Below are 22,763 nucleotides of genomic sequence, written 5' to 3' on the forward strand. Positions count from 1 at the left end.
CGGGCGGCGACGCAGGCCGCCGCCCGGAGTTTCAGATCAGGACGACTTCTCGCAGGGCTCTGTCCGCTTCGGCCAATTGCCGGCCTTCTCGACATAGTCCTTGGCGTTGGCCTCGATCAGCGGCCGGACCTCGTCCTTCATCGGCTCGATCCAGTCGCCCTTCTGGGTCCACTTGGTGCCGTCCCATTCGGCGACATAGGCCTTGTGGTGGCCGGAATGGTCGGTGCAGCTCACCTTCACCGGCGAGGCGAAGCCGGCCATGCCGATCTCCTTGAGCCGGGCCTCGTCGATGTTCAGGTTCTCGAGCCCGCGGCGCATGTCCTCGGGGGTGATCACCTTCTTGCCGGTCAGCTTCTGGGCGGTGCGGATCGCCTCGACAACGAGCATCGAATTGTAGACGCCGCGATTGTAGAGGTTCTCGCCGACCTTCTCCTTCGGCGTCGTGCTCTTCCCCTTCTCCACGACATGCTTGAGGATGTCCTGGATCACCGGGAAGTTCTGGCCGGCCGCGTTGAAGTTCAGCGAGCGATAGCCCTTGGCCTCGGCGCCGCCGGCACGGGCGTCGTCGTCACCGCCGGCCCACCAGACGCCGACCAGCTTGTTGATCGGGAAGTTGTTCTTGATCGCCTCCTTCACCGCGGTCGGGTTCATCGCCCCCCAGCCCTGGTTGTAGAGGAAGTCAGGCCGGTCGCGGCGGATCGAGAGCCAGAGCGAGCCCTGGTTCTGCATGTCGGCCGCAGCAACCGGATAGAGCTTGAGCTCGAAGCCGTATTTCTTGGCGAGGTTCTCGAGCACCGGGATCGGTTCCTTGCCGAAGGGCGCGTCGAGATGGATCAGGCCGAGCTTCTTGCCCTTGAGCTTGTCCATGCCGCCGAGCTCGGCCGCCATGTGCTTCACCATCACCGAGGCGCCGTCCCAATAGGTCAGCGGCGGGATGAAGACCCAGGGGAAGTTGGTGCCGTCGGCCGAGGCCGAGAGGCCGTAGGCCATCGACAGGATCGGCAGCTTGTCGACATGGGCGCGCGGGATGGCGGCCAGCGTCGCGCCGGTCGACCACGGGCTGTAGACGATGGTCTTCGACTTGACCTGCTCGTAGCACTCGATCGACTTCTTGGTGTCGTAGCCGGTCTCGCATTCCTCGTAGATCACCTTGACGCCGTTCACGCCGCCGTCGCGCTCGTTGATCATGTTGATGTAGTCGCGCATGCCGTCGCCGATCGGGATGCCCGAGCCCGAGAACGGGCCGGTGCGATAGGCGTTGTTGGAGAAGTAGATCGTCTCCTGCGCATTGGCCGGGGCGGCGATCGCACCGGCGGCGAGAAGCGCGCCGACGGCGACGCTCCTGATGATGCTGCTCGTTTTCATAGGCCTTCCTCCGTGGTTGCCGGGTCCGGCCGAGCCGTCCCGTCTTCGCTTGCCCGCCGCTTGAAGACCGCGGCGGGTCGTTGTCCTTGGGTCTCTCTCCCCTTTGATCCTGCGCGAATTCTTGTCGTTTGGCTGTTCCAGCCAAACGGAAAGCGCGCTGGTCAATAGGGGAAGGGCCACGTCCGCAATTTCTGCTTCCCGATCTGCCAGAGGCGCGCCAGGCCGTGCGGTTCGACGATCAGGAAGAGGATGATCAGAGCGCCGACCAGCATGAAGGTGACATGCTCGGCCGCCGCGCCGCCGATCGGCACGCCCAGCGCCGGCAGCCCGAACTTCAGCGCTGTCGGCAGGGCCGAGAGGAAGGCGGCGCCGAAGAAGGAGCCGATCAGCGAGCCGAGGCCGCCGATGATCACCATGAACAGGATGGTGAAGGAGAGGCGGATGGTGAAGACGTCGTTGGCTTCGCCGCCGCCATACCAAAGGAAGATCATCATCGCCCCGGCGACCCCGGCGAAATAGGAGGAGACGGCGAAGGCGGTGAGCTTGGCGTTGAGCAGCTTGATGCCCATCAGCTCGGCGGCGATGTCCATGTCGCGCACCGCCATCCAGGAGCGGCCGAGCTTGCCGTGGACGATGTTCGAGGCGAACCAGGTCAGTACCACGACGAGGCCGAGGCAGACGAAATAGCGCGTTTCGGGCGTTGCCGCGGCGCCGGTGATGGGCAGGCCGAACAGCGTGCGCTGCGGCACCTCGATCGCGCCCGAGGCATTGTAGTTGAACAGCCAGGGCACGCGCACGAAGGCCCATTGCAGGAAGAACTGCGCGGCGAGCGTCGCTACCGCGAGATAGAAGCCCTTGATCCGCAGCGAAGGCAGCCCGAACAGCACGCCGATCGCGGCCGAGAACAGCCCGGACAAGAGGATCAGGACGATGATGTTCACGCCGGGGAAGAAGGTGGTCAGCTTGTAGCAGGAATAGGCGCCGACACCCATGAAGGCGGCGGTGCCGAGCGAGATCAGCCCGGTATAACCAGTCAGGATATTGAGCCCGATCGCCGCCAGCGAGAGTACCAGGAACGGGATCATCACCGAGGCGATGAAGAAGTCGTTGCCGGTCAGCGGAATGCCGATGAAGGCGATCGCGAGGATGACGGCGATGCCGATCCGGTCCTGCCGGAGCGGGAACACGGCCATGTCGGCGGCGTAGGTGGATTTGTATTGGCCGGCTTCGCGGTAGAACACGGGTCAGCCTCTCAGATGCGTTCGATGATCTTGTCGCCGAACAGGCCCTGCGGCCGGAACAGCAGGAAGCCCAGGGCGATGAAATAGGCGAGCCAGCTCTCGATGCCGCCACCGATCAGCGGCCCCCAGTAGAACTCGCCGAGCTTCTCGCCGATGCCGATGATCAGCCCGCCGACGATGGCGCCGGGGATCGAGGTGAAGCCGCCGAGGATCAGCACCGGCAGCGCCTTCAGCGCCACGATCTCGAGCGCGAAGGAGACGTCGGAGCGTGCACCCCACATGATGCCGGTGATCAGCGCGACGATGCCGGCTGTGAACCAGACGATCACCCAGATCTGGTTGAGCGAGATGCCGACCGAGAGCGCCGCCTTGTGGCTGTCGGCGACGGCGCGAAGCGCACGGCCGATGCGGGTGTACTGGAAGAACAGCGCCAGCACGGCGATCATCAGCGAGGCGATGATGGCGGCGGCGATGTCGATCTTCTGCAGCGAGACGATGCCGCCGAGGATCTTCAGGTCGATAGCGCCCTTGGGCAGATAGAGCTGCTCGGCGATCATCTGCTTGGGATTGCCGCCGAAGATGGCCTCGCCGAAGCCAATCAGGAAATAGGTGATCCCGAAGGTCGCCATGAACAGGATGATGTCGGGCTGGTTGACCAGCGGGCGCAGCACGACGCGCTCGATCGTCACGGCGAGGGCGAACATCACGCCGAGCGTCAGGATGACCGCGAGGAAGGCCGGCACACCCTTCTCATAGAGGCCAACCAGGGTCAGCGCCGCGAACACCACCATGATGCCCTGGGCGAAGTTGAACACGCCGGAGGCCTTGAAGATCAGCACGAAGCCGAGCGCGATCAGCGCATAGAGCACGCCGGAGACCAGGCCTTCCCAGATCGTCTGGGCAAGCAGGTCCGGCGCCTGGACCATCTGGTTGAACGGGTCGACGAAGATGGCGTGGATCGTGCCGGTCGGGTCGATCCGGGCGCCGATCAGCGCGGCGGCGACGAGGCCGATCACAATGACGCCGGCCTTGATCCAGCCATTGGCGAGGAGATTGGGCGCGGGCTGCGCGGCGATGTCGCTCATGCGCTCATGTCCTTTGCGCTCTTGTTCTTGCTTGCGGCGGCCATCAGTGCGCCACTCCGAGATAGGCGTCGATCACGCGCTGGTCGGCCTTGACCTCGGCCGGCGTGCCGTCGGCGATCTTGCGGCCGTATTCGAGCACGACGACGCGGTCGGAGAGGTCCATGACCACGCCCATATCGTGCTCGATCAAAGCGATGGTGGTGCCGAACTGGTTGTTCACGTCGAGGATGAAGCGGCACATGTCCTCCTTCTCCTCGAGGTTCATGCCGGCCATCGGCTCGTCGAGCAGCAGGAGCTCCGGCTCCATGGCAAGCGCCCGGCCGAGCTCGACCCGCTTCTGCAGGCCATAGGGGAGCTTGCCGACCGGCAACTTCCTGATGTGCTGGATCTGCAGGAAGTCGATGATGTCCTCGACGACCTTGCGGTGCTCGATCTCCTCGCTCATCGCCGGGCCGTGCCGTAGCGCCTGCCAGAAGAAGCCCTTGCGCATCTTCAGGGTGCGCCCGGTCATGATGTTGTCGAGCGTCGACATACCCTTGAACAGGGCGACGTTCTGGAAGGTGCGGGCGATGCCGGCCGCCGCCGCCTGATGCGGCCTGACCTTGGCGCGGCGCACGCCCTTATAGGTGATGCGGCCTTCCTGCGGGTGGTAGAAGCCGTTGATGCAGTTGAGCATCGAGGTCTTGCCGGCGCCGTTGGGGCCGATGATGGCGCGGATCTCGCCCTTGCGGATGTCGAAGGAGACATCGGTGATCGCCTTCACGCCGCCGAAGCGCAGCGAGACGTTCTCGACCGAGAGCAGCACCTCGCCCTTGTGCGTGACCGGTGCGCCGGCGGCAGCCATGGAATGCGCGTTCATGCCGCCTCCTTCGTCGCAGAAGTCGTTGCCGGAGCGGTGACCGGGTAGATCTTCGCGTCGGCGACCTTGACCCTCGCCGAGATCACGCCCTTGCGGCCGTCCTCGAAGGTAACTTCGGTCGAGATGTCGGCCTCGGTCGCGCCGTTGTAGAGCGCCTCGACCAGCGGGGCATAACGCTCGGCGATGAAGCCGCGGCGGACCTTCTGGGTGCGGGTGAGCTCGCCATCGTCGGCGTCGAGCTCCTTGTGCAGGATCAGGAAGCGCTTGATCTGGGCGCCGCCCATCATCGGCTCGGCCGCGAGCGAGCGGTTCACCTCGTCGACATGCTTCGCCATCATCTCGTAGACCTGCGGATGGCCGGCGAGCTCCTGATAGGAGGCGTAGACGACATTGTTGCGCTCGGCCCAGTTGCCGACGGCCGTGAGGTCGATGTTGAGCGCGACGGTGGCGTAGTCGCGGCCCTGGCCGAAGGCGACGACCTCCTTGATGTTCGGGTAGAACTTGAGCTTGTTCTCGATGTATTTCGGCGGGAACAGCTCGCCCGAGTTGAGCTTGCCGACATCCTTGGCGCGGTCGATGATCTTGAGGTGGCCGCTCTCATCGAAGAAGCCGGCATCGCCCGAGCGGACATAGCCATCCTCGGTCATCGTCTCGGCGGTCTTCTCCTCATCCTTGTAGTAGCCGCGGAAGATCGAAGGCGAGCGGTAGAGCACCTCGCCATTGTCGGCGATCCGGATCTCGACCTGCGGCGCCGGCTTGCCGACCGTGTCGGCCTTGATCTCGCCGTCCGGCTGCATGGTGATGTAGACGCCGGCCTCGGTCTGTCCGTAGAGCTGCTTCAGATTGACGCCGATCGAGCGATAGAAGCGGAAGAGCTCGGGGCCGATCGCCTCGCCGGCGGTGTAGCCGACCTTGATGTTGGTCAGGCCGAAGCGGTTGCGCAGCGGCGCGTAGATGACGATGTCGCCGAGCTTGTAGAGCAGGCGGGCGGAGAGCGGCACGCTCTCGCCGTTCAGGATCTTCTCGCCATGCTGCTTGGCGACGCCGAGGAAGTAGTGGAAGACCTTGCGCATCAGCGGGCCGGCATCCTCCATGCGCACCATTGTCAGCGTCAGCATGGTCTCGAAGACACGCGGCGGCGCGAAGGCATAGGTGGTGCCGATCTCGCGGCGATCGTCGACGACGGTCTCCGGGCCTTCCGGGCAATTGACGCAGAAGCCGGCGATGATCGCCTGCGCATAGGAGAAGACGTGGTCGCCGACCCAGGCGATCGGCAGATAGGCGATGATCTCGTCGTTCTCGTTCAGCCCGTCGAAGCTGCAGCCGATCTCGGCGGCAGTGATGACATTGAAATGGGTGAGCATCACCCCCTTGGGCCGTCCGGTCGTGCCGGAGGTGTAGAGGATGATGGCGAGGTCGTCGCTCGCGCCCTGCGCCATCTCGCGGTCATGCGCGGCTGAGACGGTGGTGTCCTTGAGTGCGGCGCGCCCGGCCTCGATCACGTCGCCGATATCGTGCAGCTTGGCGTGGTCGTAGTCGCGTAGTCCGCGCGGCTCGTCATAGAGCATGTGGCGTAGGTTCGGCAGGCGCTCGATGACGGAGAGAACCTTGTCGACCTGCTCCTGGTCTTGCACGCAGGCGAAGACTGCCCCGGCATGATCGAGCACATAGGCCATCTCGTCGGCGACGCTGTCGGCATAGACCGGCACCGGGATCGCGCCGAGCCATTGCGCCGCGGCCATCGACCAATAGAGGCGCGGGCGATTGTAGCCGATGATCGCGACCTTCTCGCCGCGCTTCAGGCCAAGCTGCTCGAATCCCCTGGCATAGGCGCAGACCTGTTCGGCGACCTCGGCCCAGGTCCAGGACTGCCAGATGCCGAGGTCCTTGTGCCGGAACGCGACGCGTGCGCCGCGCTCCCGCGCATTGCGCAGCAGGAGCTTGGGAAAGGTATCCGCCTGGCCGGCGGCTGCGCTTGCCACGATCGTCGTCTCCACCCTGTCGCCCCGTCTGTCGCGGGTTTGCCGGGGCCTTGGGCCCTTGTGCGATCATGCAAGCTTTGCAGGTGGCTCGGCGCTGTGCAAGAAGCCACTTGACAGACAAGATGCGTTTGAGGCGCTATTGTCCCGCCGAGGTTCGACTTAGGCGCCAGCCCCGCGATCTGCCGGGCGGTCATCTCCTATCGCAAGGCTCGCAGGCGCCCGGTTTTACCGGGCTGGCGCAGCGCCTTTCATCCGCCTTGTTCCGGCCGGAAGCTCACGGCGAGGGCTGGCCGATGCGCGCTTCTGCCTCGATCACGATCGCGATGCTGCTCGCTATGGGAGCGAGCGGAGCACATGCGCATCGCGCGCCGGGTGGCTGGGACTATCCCTTCGAATGCTGCTCGGAGGCGGATTGCGCGCAGATCGATGTCAGCGAGGTGCGGGAGACCCCGTCCGGCTTCGTCGTGACGATCATGCCGGGCCGGCATCCGATGTGGGTGACGGAGCGCCGCCAAACAGTCGTGCTCGAAATCCCCTATCAGAAGGCGCGTCTCTCGCCGGATGGGTTCTTCCACCTGTGCATGAACGATGCGGGGGAGCTGTTGTGCTTCTTCTCGCCGGGTGGGGGATCGTAGGTCGCTTTCAAAGCGGAACGGCTTGCCTGCCGGTAGAGGCAGGCAAGCCACATTTTTCGGGGGACGCCGGCGTGGCGCGTCGAAAGCTCAGGCCTTCGGACGCGGACCCACGAGCGGTTTGGCCTCGCCGAACATCGCGGGGTCGATGCTGAGCTCGAACCGCTTGAAGCGCCAGCCGTTCTTGGTGCGCTTGACCAGGCAGTCGCCTCCAGCGGTGGCGATCGCCACCGGACCCACAGCGACGTCGATCTTGTGGATGTAGAAGCGATGGCGCGCGCCCTCCTCATGCACCTCGACGAGGTGATTGCTCAGGAAATGGCGGACGCTGTCTTCCTTGCCGGCGGCGATATGCTTGGCGATGAAGTCCTTGACCGCTTCCGGACCGACAAAGTCGCCATAGGGGGCAACAAAGGCGCCATCATCGGCGAAGAAGGAGGCGAAGCCCGGCGCGTCCTTGCCGTCGAGGCAGATATAGATCCGCGACGACAGTTCCTGAATCTCGATCTTGTCTGCAGTCGTCAGTGTCATCGTGATGGTCTCCCTGCTGGTTGAAGCGATCTCAGGCGGAGGCGAGGTGGCGCCGCAGCAGCGTGTTGAAAGGCGCGCCGATCTTCTGGACGGCATGTCCGGCTCCCGGCAGGCAGTGGCATTCGACCTGCAGCAGATCGGCAAGGCGCTGGCAGATGCCGTCGAAGGCTTCGCTCCAGCCGCCGGTGACGACGAGCTTGGGAAATGGCGCATAGGCGACTGTGCCGATCGGCACGTCGACGCGCCAGGGGTGTGCGGTGACGAGGTTGACCGCGGCGGTAGCGAGCGGCGGCGGCAACGGATTGGGCAGCGGCAGGTCCATCTCCACGGCGGCGAGGAAGCCGGCGACGAAACCATGCCGATCGGCGGGGTCGGCGCTGGCCCAGTGCGCCTGCATCGCCTGCGAGACCCGGCGCACGGCCGGCAGATCGCTCGCGAGCGCGAAGGCGGGCGGCTCGATCACGGTAAGAGACCGCACGAGGTCGGGGCGCATGCCAGCGGCGTTCAGGGCGATGATGCCGCCCATCGATGTCCCGACGAGATGGGCGCCGCCGCCGAGGAGGCTGACGACGTCGCCGGCGTCCTTATAGATGTCGGACTCGGTGATCGGGGCAGTGTCGCCGTAGCCGCGGCGAGTGATGATCGACAGGGCGAAGCTGTCGCTCAGCTCCTTCTGTTCGAGGAAGGCGGCGGCGCCGACCCCGAGGCTGCCATGGACCATGATGATCCGGTCGCCGCGATCTCCCCATTGTTCGATTGCGTAGAGCATGAAGCGTTCCTTTACGGTCGTGTGAATCTGATGGGCTTGAGGGGCGGGTGCAGGCGAGCAGGCGCGACCGCCCGCTCACGGGGTGTCAGGGACCCCAGAGCCGGTAGTTCAGGGTGGCGAATACGGTGGTGCCCTTGGCGACCGTCGCGCTGTCGACGCCGTAGCGTGGCGTTCCGCCGGAGGTTCGGGCCGAGAGTTCCTTGGTCGCCCAGACGCTCAGCGTTGCCGGGCCGAAATTGTAGCCGACCATCGCGCCGGCGGCCCAGATATCGTAGCGGTTGAGGTTGACCGCACCACCATAGAACGGGCTGGAGCGGTCCTTGCTGATCTGGCCGACATAGTAGGCCACGGGTCCCAGCGTCCAGTTGCCGATCGTCTTCGTCGCGGTGAATTCGGCGTGCAGGACGTTGCCGCTGGTATAGTCCGTGATCGAATTGGCCGTGTTCATCTCCTGCGAGACGTTGGCAGTGAAGTTCCAGCCGTCCTTGACGTAGGACAGCACGAGATTGGGCTGGAAGGTCCACCAGGGCGCGCCGATATTGCCGAGGCCGTTCGCGCCGCCCCGCGTGCCGGTCGGCAGCCAGATGCCGAGGCCCGCTTTGACGTGGAAGCCGCTATCGCCCAGCTTCCAACTCAGGCCGACCGGGGCGATGAAGGTGTTGTGCAGGCCGCCCGGATTCGTATGGATCGGGGCGCCGACACCGATTCTCATGGCGGGCTGGAAGATCGTCGCGTCGTAGGTCGCCCCGAACAGCGTCCAGCCGGGAACCCACATCAGGCCCAGCGCGCCGCCGGGAATCTCGACTGAGGTACGCCCGCCGGCTGCCGTGCTCGGCGCCCCCGGGCCGACGAGAGAGCCCGAATTGTTCAGGATGTTGTTGAACATGTAGAGGCCGGGCGGCGGCGTCGCGGCGGATTGGCCGAGCACGATGCCCGGCTTCTGCGCCGCCCCGATATAACCGGCCTCGAAGGCGGCAGCCGGCCATGCCAGCGAGGCCGCTCCCGCAATCAGCGCGGCAGAAAATACTCTCCGGAAAACCATGTCCCCTCCCGTTGCGGCTCTGCTCTGGAGCCGCGAGGGCAACGGCAGAGTTCATCCGCCGCATCATGGAGAGGGGTGGCGCCCGGACTATCGGAGGCGCGCAGAGCGCTATCGCCGACGCGAAAATTTCGCGAGCCGGCGCAGCAGATCAGCAGGTTCGCTTGGCGAGGACGGCAGACGGTTTCTGGCCGAACCGGTCCTTGAACTGGGTCGCGAAGTCGCCGAGGTGGACGAAACCCCATTGCAGGGCGACATCCGTGACGGACACCGTGCCGGGCGGTGCCGAAGCCAGGACGGCATACACGCGATCGAGTCGTTCCGCCCGCAGCCAGCGGCTCGGCGAGATGCCCAGCTCGCGCTGGAAGCCGGCCTGCAGGCTGCGCAAGCTCAAGCCGCAATGCCGGGCGACCTGGCTCGGGCGCATGGGCTCGCCGATATGTGCGCGCATATAGTCCATGGCCCGGCGCAGCTGTGCCGAGCGTGCCGGCTGGGCGGCCGCCAAGATCGCGGCGCTGAAATTGTTCGGCTGCGTGACGAGCAGCGACTCGATGATGAGTTCTTCGAGGCGGATGAACAGTTTGGGGTGCGCCAGCCCGTCGCCGAGCAAGGACAGGCTCGCGGCCGCCTCCAGCAATTTGTGCCAGAAGGCTGGCGTGTCGCGCAGGCCAAGGTCGAAATTGACCGGCGCCGCCTGTTCTGTGCCCGCAAGGTCTGCACAGAGACGTTCGACCTGCCGGCGGTCGAGGCGCAGCAGGATCTGGTCGAAGGCGCCGTCGATATCGAGCTGGCATTCCTGATAGGGCCCTACGATCGAGCCTCGGCCCGGTTTGAGCTCGGCCGTCGAGGCGCCATAGCGAAAGCGCGCACTGCCTCGCAGCGGCAACGTCACCAGGAAATGCCTGCCTTGCGGAACCTCCGGGACGACGGTGACATCGCTGCCATAGCAGAGCCGGCTCATCGAGAACGAGCCGATCGGGACATGGTGGAGACGCGTCGCGAGCGCTGCACCTCGCCCGTTCAGGTGAAGCCGATGCGGACGCAGAGCCTTGCTGCACCCGTCGATGACCTCGTCGGGATCATTGCTGGCGAGGATCAGATGCTCGCCGCCGAACAGGCGCTCGGCGACGTAGGAGGCGGGCATGGTCATCGCTTCACTCCCGGCTCATAATTTTACTGTGCAAATTAGCTTTGCATGAAAGTAACTTCAAGCGGATGGCGCACACCGCTCCGGGCTGGAGGATCGGGTTGACCCGGCAGGCCCAGCCTAAGCAATCGGCTGCGTCGCGCCCGGCCCGAGCGATCTTTGCACCATGACGCTGTCGGACCATTTGCCATGGCGATAGGCGACGCCCGGCAGCAGGCCGACCCGGGCGAAGCCAAAGCGCTCGTGCAAGGCGAGCGAGGCGCCGTTCTCGGCATCGATATAGCCGATCATCTGGCGAAAGCCGGCAGCGGCGCAGGCGTCGATCAGCGCCTGCATCAAGAGCCGCCCGATGCCATGCCCGAGATGCTCGTGATGGACGTAGATCGAGTGCTTGACCGTGAAGCGATAGGCCGGCCGCTTGCGGAACAGCACGACATAGGCATAGCCGACGACCTGGCCGCCGCGGGTCGCGACCAGATGCGGCAGCTTGCGGCTGCGCAGGTTCTTGCGCCGGTCCTTGAGATCGTCCGGCTGCGGTGTCCCGGTATCCTCGACGCCCGCCTCGATGCCATGGCGGATATGCCGGCGATAGATCGCCAGCATCGGCTCGACATCGTCGTCGCGGGAGGGGCGGATGATGATCGGTAGCTCGCTCTCCATGCGTCGTCGCGATCCTTAGCCCTGCGCCTGTTCGCTGACGACATAGGTGTGGAGCCGCACCCGCCCCTCCGTGTCAGTCTCGCGATAGACGCCCTGGATCTCGACGTCGAAGCCGGGGAAGGCATTGAAGCAGGCTTCGAACATCTTGAGGTAGTCAATCATCGGCTTGGCCCGCTCGGTCAATCGCTCGCCGGGAACGATGGTGGCGATGCCCGGCGGGTAGACGACGAAGGGCGTCGTCGCGATCCGCCCGGCGATGGCGTCGATCGGTAGATAGTCGACATCATTGCGCGTCAGGCAGCGCGCCGCGTCATGCGGCGACATCGCCATCTCCGGAAGATGCTCGGGCGAGAACTGCCGGTTCTGCAGGCCGCTGACATCGTGCTCGCGGAAGAAGCGATGCATCTGCCCGCACAGATCGCGCAGGCGAACGCCGGCATAGCGGCCCGGCCGACGCCGGTAGAATTCGGGAATGGCCTCTTCCAGCAGGGCGTTGTCGTCGTGCAGCTTCTTGAAGGCGACGAGCCCGCTGATCAGCGTGCCGGCCTTGCTGGCCTCGACGCCCGGCGTCAGCAGGAAGAGCAGCGAATTGAGGTCGTTCTTCTCGGCGACGATGCGGTTCTCGCGCAGGAATTGCGCGACGATCGGCGCGGGAATGCCGTGCTCGGCATAAGCGCCGCTCTCGCGGTCGAAACCGGGGGTGAGCAGGGTCAGCTTGTTGGGGTCGGTGATGGCGAAGCCCGGCTCCATCTGCGTGAAGCCATGCCAGTTGGCATCGGGCGCGAGCTGCCAGTAGGCGGGGTTGCTGGCGAGCTGGTCGGTCGCGACCATCTCCCAGGTGACGTCATGGACGGCGCCCTCGCGCGAAGCGTCGGCTATGCTGACCCGGTCCGGCACGAAGGGCTCGAAGAACCAGCGCCGCTCGGGCCTCGTCTCCTTCTCCTCGAACTCGCGCCGCACGGCTCGGATCTTCTTGCGCAATTCGATGCCGAGCCGGATCGTGTCGTCCCAGAGTACCTCGCCGGAGCGGCCCTTCATCATCTGCGCGCCGACATCGAGCGAGGCGAACAGGGGATAGAACGGCGAGGTCGAAGCGTACTGCATGAAGCTCTCGTTGAAGCGCCGGTGCTCGACCCGGCGCTTCTGGCCCTTGATGTGCCGGTCCTTGATGTGGATCTGCGAGGCCTGGCTGAAGCTCGCGAGCTGCTTGTGGGTCGATTGCGTCGCGATGATGCCGGGCGAGTCCGGTCCCAGTCCCGTCAGCCCCATGGCGAAGCGGCCGGCATAGAGCGGATGGAACTTCATGAAGCCGGCCCAAGCCTCGTCGAAGAGGATGTACTCGCAGAGATGCCCAATCTTATCGAGGATCATCTGGGCGCTGTGGATCGTGCCGTCATAGGTGCACTGCTCGACCACGGCGACGCGGAACGGGCGCGGCCTTGTCCAGGCCTCGGGATCCTTGACGAGGGGATTGGTGCGGATGCGCTCGCGCAGCGCCTCCTCGTCGAAGCTCTCCCAGCGCATCGGGCCGATCAGGCCCCAGGCATTGCGCGCGGTCGGGATATAGACCGGGATGCCGCCGGCGATCAGCAGCGCGCCGTGATGGGCGGCCTTGTGGTTGTTGCGGTCGAACAGGACGAGGTCGCCATCGGTGACCAGGGCGGCGAGCGCGACCTTGTTCGAGGTCGAGGTGCCGTTCAGCACGAAATAGGTCTTCTCGGCCCCGAAGATCTGCGCCGCTTCCTTCTGCGCCTTCAGGGCCGGGCCCTCATGGGTCAGCAGGTCGCCGAGATCGAGCACGGAATTGTCGAGGTCGTCGCGGAAGACTGCCTCGCCGAGATGCTCCATGAAGACACGGCCGATCGGGCTGCGGCTGTAGAACACGCCGCCATTATGGCCCGGGCAGGTCCAGAGATGGTTGCCCTCCTCGGCATAGTCGACGAGCGCGCCGAAGAACGGCGTCTTCAACGTCTCGGCATATTGCTTGAGGCGGCTGATCAGGCTCTTGGCGATGAAGGGCGGGGTTTCCTCCGAGAGGAAGATGTAGCCGTCAATGAAGTCGAGCACCTCGACCGGCACATCCTCGAAGCGCTTGCGGCGGATCAGCAGGATGATCGGGAAGTCGAGGCCGCGCCGGCGCATCAGGTTGATCAGCGCGGCGGTCTTGCCTTCCAGCCCCTTCTTGCCCCAGTCGACCACCATGCAGCCGATGGCCGCGTCGGTCTGGACGGCGATCTCGGCATCCTCGAGCTTGCGCGCCTTGACCACCTCGAAGCCCGATCGCTCGATCTCCTCGATGATCTGGTTGAAGCGGATGCCTTCGAGATCCTCGGCATCGAAGTTCGGCGTCGCGAACAGGAAGGTGAAGCGCCTGAAATAGTCCATGCCGGCTCCGCTGGGCGTGAACCGGCAGCATTGGGCGATTTATGCGACAATTCGGCGACCATGGAGCCGGCTATGTCCGGACGGCGCGGTCGCTCTGACCGCTATGGGCGGAAGCGGACCTTCGCCAATCCAGCGGGGATCGTGAGCTTGACCGCTGCAGGTCAGGAGCCCGACAAAGAGCGCCCAGGGCACTGAGCGAAATGGTAGCTCCGAGATGCTACGCCTTCACTATTATCCAGGGTTCATCAGCCTCGCCACGCACATCGTCATCGAAGAGACTGGCCTGGACTATGAGCTGTCGTTCGTGAATCTGCACAAGGGGCCGAACAGGAGCCCGCCTTATCTCGCGCTGCATCCCGACGGCCTCGTTCCTGTCCTGGAGGACGGCGATCTCGTTCTCTACGAGAGCGTCGCCATCATCCTTCATCTCCTCGAAATGAACGGCGGAACGTCGCTGCTGCCAGAGCAGGCCAGCGCTCTCAGGCCGCAGTTCTACAAATGGCTGATGTGGCTCTCGACTGCCTTGCACGCCAATCTGTCGCTCTATCTGCATCCCAACAAAGTTGCGGCCTCCGCGGAAGCGCAGGCGGAGGTGAGAGACGCGGCCGAGCAACGCGTGGACGCCCAGTTCGACCGCATTGAGGACGAGTTGACGCGGCACGGCGGCGCCTGGTTCCTGGGCGACACCTATACGGCCGTAGACGCATATCTCTTCACGCTTGCCCGCTGGTCGCGTGGCATGCGTCAGCCTGCAGCCAGTCGACCGCAATTGGGCGCTTACCTGCAACGCATGATCGCGCGGCCAGCCGTGCAGCGCGCCCATGCGCAGGAGCATATCCCGCAGCCATGGATCTGACGTTGAAGATCTGGGCTGAAAGCGGACATCGCTTCCAGCGAACGCCGTCTACCCCTCGTAACGCGCCAATCGCTCCAGATCGAGGATCGTCACCTCGTTGTGGCGGAGCTAGCGCCACAAGCTGACGTGCTCGGCATCCCCATGGTAAAAGGCCCGCCTCTAGCCGGGCTTGCACTCAAAGATCGTTTGAAAACTTGGTCGCCACCCTAAATATACTTTAGGCAGGATCTTTCCGGAATTTCTCCGTAGCTATCTTTCCATTGGCAAGATCTTCCATTGCCTGGCGCAGATCCTCTGTCGTTCCTGCGTCCCATGGAAGATCGTTATCATCAAGCATCATAGCGGAAAGAATATCTACCAAATCTAATGCCGAACATCTCTCATAATTGATTTGTATGTAGCGGTATATTATTAAAAATACATCTTTTTCTGTAAGATTGTGTATCTTCATGTACTACCCCTCATACCTCGCCAGCCGCTCCAGATCGAGGATCGTCACCTCGTTGTGGCCGACTTCGACGAGGCCGAGCTCGGCGAGCTTGGCGAGGCTCTGATTGGCCATCTGCCGGGAGATGCCGGCGAGTAGGCCGAGCTCCTCTTGGCTGATCGTCAGGGTCCGGTCGTTGTTGGGATAGAGGATCGGGTTGAACAGCCAGGCGAGGTTGCGGGCGAGGCGCCCGGTCGCGCCCAGCATGCGGTCATATTCCGCGAGCCCGATGAACTGGGCGAGCCGCTCGTTGAACTGGTGCACCAGGAAACGGTTGAAGGCAGCCGAATGCTCGAACAGCCAGAGGAAGGTCTGGCGCCGCATCAGCGCGACCTTGCTCTCGCGCAGCGCGACGAGGTCGTAGCGCCGGGCCTCGTTCTTGATGATCGTGCCCTCGCCGAACCAGGCGCCGCCGCGCAGGCCGGCGAGCGTCGCCGATTTGCCGCTGCGCGAGGTCGTGCTCATCTTGAGCAGCCCATCTGCGACGCCGGTCCAGGATTCCAGCCGGTCGCCGACATGGCAGACATAGGCACCCTTGCCATAGGCCTTGATCGTCGTTCCGCGCCGCGCTTCCTCGAACTCCTCCGGCGTCAGGTCGTTCGACCAGGCGGCGATGCGGCGCAGCTCGTCCTCGGAAATCAAAGCTCGCCGGCCTTTCGGTCACTCAAGCGGATGGCGCCACTATGCGGCCGGCTTCATCGCAAACTCAAGCCGCGCCGGCCATGCCGTCGAACCGGCATCCGCATCGTGCGTTTCCTCGCTAACGCAGGGAGTGCAGGCCATGCAGGACGCCGTCGTCACGAGCGATCATCACCAGGGAGTCCGCCACGCCACGATCGAGATCGAAGGGATCGAGATCTTCTATCGCGAGGCCGGGCCGCAAGACGCGCCGGTTCTGCTCCTGCCGCACGGCTATCCCTGCTCATCCTACGAGTTCCGCAACCTGCTGCCGGCATTGTCCGATCGCTGGCGGCTCGTCGCGCCGGACTATCCCGGCTTCGGCTACAGCGCGACGCCGGACGGCTTCGCTTACGACTATGAGGGCTACTCGCAACTGCTCGAACGCTTCGCGGACCGGCTCGGCCTGAAGCGCTTTGCGCTCTATCTGCATGATTACGGCACCTGGATCGGGCTCAAGCTCGCCCGGCGCGCACCGGAGCGCATCACCGGGCTGATCATCCAGAACGGCGATATCTACGAGGATGCGCTCGGACCGAAATACGAGGGGATGAAGGAATACTGGCGCGAACCCACGCCGGAGGGCCGCGGGAAGCTAGAGGACGCGGTGAGCGAGGAAGGGTTTCGCGAGGAGTTCCTCAACGAGGTCCGCCTGGAGATCGCCAGCCGCATCCCGCCCGATCTCTGGAAGCTCCACTGGCCGCTGATGAACACGCAAAAGCGGCGCGAGCTCAGCGTTGGGCTGATGGAGGTCTGGAAGGAGAATTTCGAGTGGTTCCCGCGCTATCAGGCCTATCTGCGTGAGCATCGGCCGCCGACGCTGATCGTCTGGGGGCCGCAGGACGGCTACATGCCGGAGAAGTCGGCGCGGGCCTATCTGCGTGACCTGCCACATGCCGAGCTGCATCTGCTCGACGGCGGCCACTGGTTGCTGGAGACCAATCTCGACGAGGTCGTCGCGTTGATCCGGCCCTTCCTCGGCCGGCTGGAGCAGTCCGAAAGCCGGCGCCTCACGGCCTGATCGCGGCGGCAAGCGAGAGCAGCAGCAAGGCAGCGAAGATCAGGTTGACGATGCGGTTGCTTCGCGGATCACGGAACAGGCTGGTCAGGCCCGAGCCGGCGAGCAGCCAGCCGATATTGACCGCGGCGATGACGAGCAGGAGCAGGCCGATCTTGAGGCTGGCATCGACCGCCGGCTGCTGCGGCAGGAGGACAAAGCCGGAGAACAAGGCGGCCATCGCCGCATAGCCCTTGGGATTGACCAGGGAGAGCGCGAAGCCGGCGGCGAAGGAGGGCGCGGCCGTGTCGCCAGCCGCCTCGGCGAGCGGCGGCGCCGTGGCGATGCGGAAGGCGAGATAGAGGAAATAGAGCGCCGCCAATGCGGTGACGACCGGCGCGAGGCCGGGCAGCGCCAGAATGACAGCGACGATGCCGCTCGCGGTCAGCGCCATCACCGCGAGCATGCCGAGCGTGATGCCGGCGCCATAGGCGAGGCCGCAACGCGTGCCGAAGGCGGCGCCGGTCGCGGTCAGGCTCAGGGTCGCCGGGCCGGGGCTGCCGGTGAGTGCGACACTGGCGAGAAGGAATCCGGCCAGTCCGTCCATGATCCGTCTCCGCCCCGCCTTGCCGCGAGTGCGAAGAAAAGCGGTGGAATCGCCGCAGGTCTTGAACGTTCGTGCGAACCGCAAGTCACTCGCACACCGGCCGCGACGGTCCATGCCAGTGCGAGCAGCGGATCACCGAGCAGAAATTGCCACGTTTGAATCCGGGGTCCTTGTCGGCGAGCACATCGGCCTTGACGTTGCCGAAGGTCGTTTCCGGCTTGTGCTTGATGCCGTCGAAGAAGGCCTGGATGATCTCTTCCTTGAAGGCTTCGTCGCGCGGATGGGCGGCGACGACGGCTTCGCGCTCGGCATCGCTGTATTCGCCATAGGTCAGGCCGAGCACGTCCATCTCGACGCCGGCCGTGACCAGGGCGACGACCGGGTGCATGTGCTTGGGGATGCCGGGCGTGGTGTGCAGCGCGATCGCGGTCCAGACCGTGTCGATATCCGCCTGTGCGATGCCGTGCCCGCGCAGGAAGTCGCGGGCGGCATTGGCACCATCGACCTCGAAGCGCTCATCGGTGCTGCTGTGCTGCTTCATCAGCCCCATGTCGTGGAACATCGCGCCGACATAGAGCAGCTCGCGGTCGAAGCTCAGCTTGCGCTTCAGGCCGGCCAGCGCGCCGAAATAATAGACCCGGCTGGAATGGTGGAACAGCAGCGGCGTCTCGGTATCGCGCACCAGCTCGGTCGCAGCGCGCGCCAGCCTGCTGTCGGGAATGCTCACGCCATGGATCGTCGTCATCAAAGCCTCCTGCGAATGAGTTCGGCCGGAGGCTAGCCAAGCCACGCTACGTCCTCAATTGACGTATAACGTCGATTTCTGCCAAAAGCGGATTCAGGGAGACATGGAGCGCCGCCCTGCCGCCGATCAGGACCATTGCCATCCTCGCAGTACCGGGAGTCCAGCTTCTGGACGTTTCCGGGCCGCTCGACGTCTTCGCAGAAGCGAACCGGCAGGTTGGTGGAGCGCGCTATCGCCTGCTCGTCATTGCGGCTGATTCAGGCCCGCTCGCTAGCTCGTCGGGCGTCAGGCTGCTGCCCGATCTGTCCATCGCCGACGCTGATGCCGGGGATATCGACACGCTGCTCGTCGCCGGCGCGCCGCAAGCGGCGGAGATGACGTTCGCGCCGGCTCTGCTCGCCTGGCTCCGCGCTCAGGCACCGCGCGCCCGCCGCTATGGCTCGGTCTGCAGCGGCGCCTTCATTCTCGCCGCTGCCGGATTGCTCGACGGCTATCGCATCACCACACATTGGGCCGTGGCGGAGCAGCTAGCGCGGACCTACCCGGCGGTGACGGTCGATGCGGATGCGATCCATGTCCGCGATGGCCGGGTACGCACGGCGGCGGGCGTTACGGCCGGGCTCGATCTGGCGCTGGCATTGGTCGAGGAGGATTTCGGCCGCGAGATCGCTTTGAAGGTCGCGAGCCAGCTGGTGATGTTCTTCAAGCGGCCGGGCGGGCAGCTGCAATTCAGCCGCAAGGGCGAGGCCGAGCCGGCGGGGCGCTCGGCCCTGCAGGAGGTCCAGCGCTGGGTCGCGGCCAATCCGGCCGAGGGTCACAGCGTCGCCAGCCTGGCGCGGCGCATGGATTTGAGCCCGCGTCATTTCGCCCGGCTGTTCCGCAGCGAGGTCGGGCTGACGCCGGCTGCCTGGGTCGAGGCGGCGCGCGTCTCCGCCGCGCGGCAATTGCTGGAAGGCGGGAAGGAAGCGCCCAAGCAGGTCGCCGCGCTTTGCGGCTTTGCCGATGCCGACACGCTGCGGCGGGCCTTTGCCCGCCATGTCGGCGTGACTCCGGCGGAATACCGCAAGCGTCACGCCCGGATTGGCTGAGCTATTCGGCCGCCCGCGGCATCGCCAACGCCCCGGCCGAGCCGTCACGCAGGCGCTTCAGCAGTTCGGCTTCCTCGGCCTTGGCGGCGGTGAGATGGCGCTCCTTGACGTGGCCGAAGCCGCGGATCTTCTCGGGGATCGCGGCCAGGGCGACGCAGAGCGCGTGGTTCTGCGGCGAGAGCTTGCCCAGGATCTCGGCGATCAGCGCCTCGTAGTCGGCGATCAGCCGGCGCTCGGTCTTGCGCTCCTGCGTATAGCCGAAGACGTCGAAGGCGGTGCCGCGCAGGCCTTTCAGCTTGGCCAGCAAACCGAAGGCGCCCAGCATCCATGGCCCGAAACTCATCTTGCGCGGCAGGCCGGTACTGGGATCGCGCTTCGCCAGCAATGGCGGAGCGAGATGGAATTCGAGGCGGAGCGGTTGGCCGGTGCCGCTGTCCTGCTCGAAGGTTGCGGCGAGCTGCTTGCGGAAGGCGCCGTCGCTGTAGAGGCGGGCGACCTCGTACTCGTCCTTGTAGGCCATCAGCTTGAAGAGATAGCGCGCGACAGCCTCGGCCAGCGCGTTCTGGCCGGGAAGCACGCTCGCCTCCCTGGCGCGGACCGTTTCGACGAGGTCGCGATAGCGCGCCGCATAGGCGGCATTCTGGTAGCCGGTGAGGAAATCGACGCGGCGGGCGACGATCTCGTCCAGGCTCTGCGAGATCTGGCGCGCTTCGGTCGGGGCCTTGGCCTCGGCGAGTGCCGCGAGCAGGTCAGCGGGATCATGCGCGGCGCGGCGGCCGAGCTCGAAGGCTCGGCTGTTCATCGCCACGGCTTCGCCGTTGAGCTCGATGGCGCGCAGCAGCGATGCCCGCGAGAGCGGCACGCCGCCATGCTGCCAAGCATAGCCGAGCATGAACATGTTGGCGGCGATGGCATTGCCGAGGAAGGAGACGGCTGCGGCCGTCGCATCGACGAGATGGGTATTGTCGCGGCCGGAGGCCGAGACGATCGCCCGCTTCAATCGCTCGGTCGGCAGCGAGAAATCGGCGTTGCGGGTGAAGTCACCCGGCAGGCTCTCGGCGGTGTTGACCACCACGGTCGAGCCGGGACGGATTGCGCCCAGCACCTTCTTCGAGCCGGTGACGGTGAGATCGCAGCCGAGCACGAGGTCGGCCTGACCGGCGGCGACGCGGATGGCGTGGATTTCCTCCGGCGTCGGGGCGAGGCGGACATGGCTGAACACGGCGCCGCCCTTCTGGGCGAGGCCGGCCATGTCGATCATGCCGCAGCCCTTGCCTTCGAGATGCGCGGCCATGCCGAGGATCGCGCCGATGGTGACGACGCCGGTACCGCCGACGCCGGTGACGATAACAGCGAAATTGCGGTCGAGCGCCGGCACCTTCGGCTCGGGTAATTCGCTAGCGCCGAGCGCCGAGGCATCCATCGTGCGCGGCTCCGCCTTCTTCGGCCGCGCGCCATGCACAGTGACGAAGGAGGGGCAAAAGCCCTTCACGCAGGAAAAGTCCTTGTTGCAGTTTGACTGGTCGATCTGGCGCTTGCGGCCGAACTCGGTCTCGAGCGGCTGCACCGAGACGCAGTTTGACTTCACCCCGCAATCGCCGCAACCCTCGCAGACCAGCTCGTTGACGATGACGCGCTTGTCCGGATCGGGATAGGCGCCGCGTTTGCGCCTGCGGCGCTTCTCGGTGGCACATGTCTGGTCGTAGAGCAGCAGCGAGACGCCGCTGCCGGTCGCAAGCTCGCGCTGGACGGCGTCAAGATCGTCGCGGTGGTGCAGGGTGGTACCCGGAGGCCAGAGCGTGCCGGCCGGGTACTTGTCGGGATCGTCGGAGACGACCGCGATGCGCGAGACGCCCTCGGCCGCGACCTGCCGGGCCATCTGGTCGGGCGAGAGATGGCCTTCGGCCTGCTGGCCGCCGGTCATGGCGACGGCGTCGTTGTAGAGAAGCTTGTAGGTGATGTTGACGCCGGAGGCGACGGCCCAGCGGATCGCGAGCGAGCCGGAATGGGTGTAGGTGCCGTCGCCGAGATTCTGGAAGACGTGGCCGCGCTTCGAGAACGGCGCTTCGCCGACCCAGTTGGCGCCTTCGCCACCCATCTGGGTGAAGCCGGTGGTGTCGCGGTCCATCCACTGCACCATGTAGTGGCAGCCGATGCCGGCATAGGCGCGCGAGCCCTCAGGCACGACGGTCGAGGAATTGTGCGGGCAGCCCGAGCAGAAATAGGGCGTGCGCTTGGCGACTTCCTGCGCCTCGGCGAGCCGGCCCTGTGCCGCGGCGATCTCCTCCAGCCGAGCCCTGAGCGCCGGATCATCACGGTATTGCAGCAGGCGGGCGCCGAGCGCGATGGCGATGTCGTTGGGATCGAGCGCGCCATGGACGGGGAAGAGCCACTCGCCCTGCTCGTCCTTCTTGCCGATCACCATGGGCTGATGGGCGGTGCCGTAAAGCTCCTCGCGCAGCTGGACCTCGATCAGCGAGCGCTTCTCCTCGACGACCATGACGAGGTCGAGACCATCAGCGAAGTCCTTCAGCTCCTGCGGGTCGAGCGGCCAGGGGCAGGCGATCTTGAACAGGCGGATGCCGAGATCATTGGCGCGGACCTCGTCGAGGCCGAGCTCCTCCAGCGCCTGGCGCACGTCGAGATAGGATTTGCCGACGGTGATGATGCCGATGCGTGGCGTTTGCCCGCCAGAGAGGATGGTCTGGTTAAGCTTGTTGGCGCGCAGATAGGCGAGGATGGCGGCGCGCTTGTGAAGGTGAAGGCGCTTTTCCTGATCGAGAAAGTCGAGCTCGCGGCGGATGCTGAGACCGCCCGGCGGCATGACGAAATCATCGGGGATCGCGATGCTGACCCGGTCGATCGAGCCGTCGACCGAGGCGGTCGATTCGATGTTGTCCTTGACGCATTTCAGGCCGACCCAGACGCTGGCGAAGCGCGAGAGCGCAAAGCCGTGCAGGGAATAGTCCATGATCTCCTGGACGCCGGCCGGGTTCAGGATCGGCATCATCCGGTCGACCAGCACGAACTCGGTCTGGTGGGCGTTGGTCGAGGACTCCGCTGTATGGTCGTCGCCCATCAGGCAGAGCACGCCGCCATGGCGCGAGGTGCCGGCCATGTTGCCATGGCGGAACACGTCGCCGGTGCGGTCGACGCCCGGGCCCTTGCCGTACCAGAGCGCGAAGACGCCGTCATATTTGCCCTCGCCGGAGAGCTCGGCCTGCTGCGTGCCCCAGATCGCGGTGGCAGCGAGATCCTCGTTGAGCCCGGGCTGGAAGACGATGTTGGCGGGCTTGAGCTGCTTGCCGGCGCGGGCGAGCTGCTGGTCGAGCCCGCCGAGCGGCGAGCCGCGATAGCCGGAGACGAAGCCCGCGGTGTTTAACCCGGCGCGCCGGTCGCGCTCGTGCTGGACCAGCAGCATGCGGGCGATGGCCTGCGTGCCGGTCAGGAAGATCTGCTGCTTGGAGAGGTCGTATTTGTCGTCGAGCGCGACTGCTCTCAGCTCCGGCTGGTTCGCCGCGCTGTCCTGCGAAGTCTGCTGCGTACCGGCCATGGCCGACCTCCCGACGATCGCATATCCATCAACTATAGGGACCGGTAGCGCCGGTCT

General features: G+C 65.4%; 20 protein-coding genes. 4 read left to right on the forward strand and 16 right to left on the reverse strand.

The genetic code is table 11. The features are described 5' to 3' along the window. Positions 1 to 36 precede the first annotated feature (36 nt). The 5 genes from ACWIGM_RS21795 to ACWIGM_RS21815 all read right to left on the reverse strand — a co-directional run bounded on the left by ACWIGM_RS21795 (position 37) and on the right by ACWIGM_RS21815 (position 6,535). The gene (locus ACWIGM_RS21795) at positions 37 to 1,365 is read right to left on the reverse strand and encodes an ABC transporter substrate-binding protein (protein WP_454028065.1); all 1,329 of its coding nucleotides are present in this window, start codon (positions 1,363 to 1,365) and stop codon (positions 37 to 39) included. Between the two features lie 161 nt (positions 1,366 to 1,526). Continuing rightward, positions 1,527 to 2,606, reverse strand: coding sequence for a branched-chain amino acid ABC transporter permease (locus ACWIGM_RS21800; protein WP_454028066.1), 1,080 nt, complete (start codon positions 2,604 to 2,606; stop codon positions 1,527 to 1,529). Between the two features lie 11 nt (positions 2,607 to 2,617). Continuing rightward, positions 2,618 to 3,532: a branched-chain amino acid ABC transporter permease gene (locus ACWIGM_RS21805; protein ID WP_091834258.1), complete on the reverse strand. Its 915-nt coding sequence runs from the start codon at positions 3,530 to 3,532 to the stop codon at positions 2,618 to 2,620. 202 nt (positions 3,533 to 3,734) lie between these two features. Then, a complete protein-coding gene (locus tag ACWIGM_RS21810; RefSeq protein ID WP_454028067.1) occupies positions 3,735 to 4,550 on the reverse strand; it encodes an ABC transporter ATP-binding protein in 816 nt (271 codons plus the stop codon). Continuing rightward, positions 4,547 to 6,535, reverse strand: coding sequence for an AMP-dependent synthetase/ligase (locus ACWIGM_RS21815; RefSeq protein ID WP_454028743.1), 1,989 nt, complete (start codon positions 6,533 to 6,535; stop codon positions 4,547 to 4,549). Before ACWIGM_RS21815 ends, ACWIGM_RS21810 begins: the two co-directional genes overlap by 4 nt. Positions 6,536 to 6,825: 290 nt before the next feature. Here ACWIGM_RS21815 and ACWIGM_RS21820 point away from each other — a divergent pair, with 290 nt between their 5' ends. Continuing rightward, the gene (locus ACWIGM_RS21820) at positions 6,826 to 7,167 is read left to right on the forward strand and encodes a hypothetical protein (protein WP_454028068.1); all 342 of its coding nucleotides are present in this window, start codon (positions 6,826 to 6,828) and stop codon (positions 7,165 to 7,167) included. A gap of 87 nt (positions 7,168 to 7,254) precedes the next feature. Here ACWIGM_RS21820 and ACWIGM_RS21825 read toward each other — a convergent pair whose 3' ends face one another. From ACWIGM_RS21825 to ACWIGM_RS21850, 6 genes are all read right to left on the reverse strand, one after another. Then, positions 7,255 to 7,695 carry a nuclear transport factor 2 family protein gene (locus ACWIGM_RS21825; protein WP_454028069.1) on the reverse strand — a complete coding sequence of 147 codons (441 nt, stop codon included), beginning with the start codon at positions 7,693 to 7,695 and terminating at the stop codon, positions 7,255 to 7,257. A 31-nt stretch (positions 7,696 to 7,726) separates the two neighbouring features. Next, positions 7,727 to 8,464: an alpha/beta fold hydrolase gene (locus ACWIGM_RS21830; protein ID WP_454028070.1), complete on the reverse strand. Its 738-nt coding sequence runs from the start codon at positions 8,462 to 8,464 to the stop codon at positions 7,727 to 7,729. Positions 8,465 to 8,549: 85 nt separating this feature from the next. After that, positions 8,550 to 9,506, reverse strand: coding sequence for a SphA family protein (locus ACWIGM_RS21835; protein ID WP_454028071.1), 957 nt, complete (start codon positions 9,504 to 9,506; stop codon positions 8,550 to 8,552). Between the two features lie 148 nt (positions 9,507 to 9,654). Next, on the reverse strand, positions 9,655 to 10,653 hold the full coding sequence (locus tag ACWIGM_RS21840) for an AraC family transcriptional regulator (protein ID WP_454028072.1): 999 nt from the start codon (positions 10,651 to 10,653) through the stop codon (positions 9,655 to 9,657). A gap of 117 nt (positions 10,654 to 10,770) precedes the next feature. Further along, positions 10,771 to 11,310, reverse strand: a complete 540-nt coding sequence (locus tag ACWIGM_RS21845) for a GNAT family N-acetyltransferase (RefSeq protein WP_454028073.1) — start codon at positions 11,308 to 11,310, stop codon at positions 10,771 to 10,773. Positions 11,311 to 11,325: 15 nt separating this feature from the next. Further along, positions 11,326 to 13,695, reverse strand: a complete 2,370-nt coding sequence (locus ACWIGM_RS21850) for an Orn/Lys/Arg family decarboxylase (protein ID WP_454028074.1) — start codon at positions 13,693 to 13,695, stop codon at positions 11,326 to 11,328. 214 nt (positions 13,696 to 13,909) lie between these two features. Between ACWIGM_RS21850 and ACWIGM_RS21855 the strand changes: the two genes are divergently transcribed. Beyond that, positions 13,910 to 14,551, forward strand: coding sequence for a glutathione S-transferase family protein (locus tag ACWIGM_RS21855; RefSeq protein ID WP_454028075.1), 642 nt, complete (start codon positions 13,910 to 13,912; stop codon positions 14,549 to 14,551). Between the two features lie 217 nt (positions 14,552 to 14,768). On the opposite strand, the gene ACWIGM_RS21860 is transcribed toward ACWIGM_RS21855, so the two are convergent. Both ACWIGM_RS21860 and ACWIGM_RS21865 read right to left on the reverse strand, forming a co-directional pair. Then, entirely contained in the window at positions 14,769 to 15,002 is a 234-nt protein-coding gene (locus tag ACWIGM_RS21860) for a hypothetical protein (protein ID WP_454028076.1), read from the reverse strand. Between the two features lie 3 nt (positions 15,003 to 15,005). Then, on the reverse strand, positions 15,006 to 15,680 hold the full coding sequence (locus ACWIGM_RS21865; protein WP_454028077.1) for a Crp/Fnr family transcriptional regulator: 675 nt from the start codon (positions 15,678 to 15,680) through the stop codon (positions 15,006 to 15,008). 139 nt (positions 15,681 to 15,819) lie between these two features. Here ACWIGM_RS21865 and ACWIGM_RS21870 point away from each other — a divergent pair, with 139 nt between their 5' ends. Further along, on the forward strand, positions 15,820 to 16,737 hold the full coding sequence (locus ACWIGM_RS21870) for an alpha/beta fold hydrolase (RefSeq protein WP_454028078.1): 918 nt from the start codon (positions 15,820 to 15,822) through the stop codon (positions 16,735 to 16,737). Here ACWIGM_RS21870 and ACWIGM_RS21875 read toward each other — a convergent pair. Together ACWIGM_RS21875 and ACWIGM_RS21880 are read right to left on the reverse strand one after the other, a co-directional pair. After that, a complete protein-coding gene (locus ACWIGM_RS21875; protein ID WP_454028079.1) occupies positions 16,727 to 17,320 on the reverse strand; it encodes a LysE family translocator in 594 nt (197 codons plus the stop codon). The genes ACWIGM_RS21870 and ACWIGM_RS21875 overlap by 11 nt on opposite strands. A gap of 85 nt (positions 17,321 to 17,405) precedes the next feature. Then, positions 17,406 to 18,065 (reverse strand): HD domain-containing protein, encoded by a 660-nt coding sequence (locus ACWIGM_RS21880; RefSeq protein ID WP_454028080.1) that lies wholly within the window; start codon positions 18,063 to 18,065, stop codon positions 17,406 to 17,408. Between the two features lie 125 nt (positions 18,066 to 18,190). Here ACWIGM_RS21880 and ACWIGM_RS21885 point away from each other — a divergent pair, with 125 nt between their 5' ends. Then, positions 18,191 to 19,153, forward strand: a complete 963-nt coding sequence (locus ACWIGM_RS21885) for a GlxA family transcriptional regulator (protein WP_454028744.1) — start codon at positions 18,191 to 18,193, stop codon at positions 19,151 to 19,153. A gap of 1 nt (position 19,154) precedes the next feature. Here the strand turns inward: ACWIGM_RS21885 and ACWIGM_RS21890 are convergent, their stop codons facing one another. Next, entirely contained in the window at positions 19,155 to 22,706 is a 3,552-nt protein-coding gene (locus ACWIGM_RS21890) for an indolepyruvate ferredoxin oxidoreductase family protein (RefSeq protein ID WP_454028081.1), read from the reverse strand. Between the last annotated feature and the right edge of the window lie 57 nt (positions 22,707 to 22,763).

The sequence above is a fragment of the Allobosea sp. NPDC055332 genome, assembly GCF_053645455.1.

Bases quoted from the DNA above. Each gene is read 5' to 3' on its own strand.
- ACWIGM_RS21795 (WP_454028065.1), bottom strand. From the start codon at position 1,365: ATGAAAACGAGCAGCATCATCAGGAGCGTCGCCGTCGGCGCGCTTCTC.
- ACWIGM_RS21805 (WP_091834258.1), bottom strand. From the start codon at position 3,532: ATGGTCCAGGCGCCGGACCTGCTTGCCCAGACGATCTGGGAAGGCCTG.
- ACWIGM_RS21810 (WP_454028067.1), bottom strand. From the start codon at position 4,550: ATGAACGCGCATTCCATGGCTGCCGCCGGCGCACCGGTCACGCACAAG.
- ACWIGM_RS21820 (WP_454028068.1), top strand. From the start codon at position 6,826: ATGCGCGCTTCTGCCTCGATCACGATCGCGATGCTGCTCGCTATGGGA.
- ACWIGM_RS21825 (WP_454028069.1), bottom strand. From the start codon at position 7,695: ATGACACTGACGACTGCAGACAAGATCGAGATTCAGGAACTGTCGTCG.
- ACWIGM_RS21830 (WP_454028070.1), bottom strand. From the start codon at position 8,464: ATGCTCTACGCAATCGAACAATGGGGAGATCGCGGCGACCGGATCATC.
- ACWIGM_RS21835 (WP_454028071.1), bottom strand. From the start codon at position 9,506: ATGGTTTTCCGGAGAGTATTTTCTGCCGCGCTGATTGCGGGAGCGGCC.
- ACWIGM_RS21840 (WP_454028072.1), bottom strand. From the start codon at position 10,653: ATGACCATGCCCGCCTCCTACGTCGCCGAGCGCCTGTTCGGCGGCGAG.
- ACWIGM_RS21845 (WP_454028073.1), bottom strand. From the start codon at position 11,310: ATGGAGAGCGAGCTACCGATCATCATCCGCCCCTCCCGCGACGACGAT.
- ACWIGM_RS21850 (WP_454028074.1), bottom strand. From the start codon at position 13,695: ATGGACTATTTCAGGCGCTTCACCTTCCTGTTCGCGACGCCGAACTTC.
- ACWIGM_RS21855 (WP_454028075.1), top strand. From the start codon at position 13,910: ATGCTACGCCTTCACTATTATCCAGGGTTCATCAGCCTCGCCACGCAC.
- ACWIGM_RS21860 (WP_454028076.1), bottom strand. From the start codon at position 15,002: ATGAAGATACACAATCTTACAGAAAAAGATGTATTTTTAATAATATAC.
- ACWIGM_RS21870 (WP_454028078.1), top strand. From the start codon at position 15,820: ATGCAGGACGCCGTCGTCACGAGCGATCATCACCAGGGAGTCCGCCAC.
- ACWIGM_RS21875 (WP_454028079.1), bottom strand. From the start codon at position 17,320: ATGGACGGACTGGCCGGATTCCTTCTCGCCAGTGTCGCACTCACCGGC.
- ACWIGM_RS21880 (WP_454028080.1), bottom strand. From the start codon at position 18,065: ATGACGACGATCCATGGCGTGAGCATTCCCGACAGCAGGCTGGCGCGC.
- ACWIGM_RS21890 (WP_454028081.1), bottom strand. From the start codon at position 22,706: ATGGCCGGTACGCAGCAGACTTCGCAGGACAGCGCGGCGAACCAGCCG.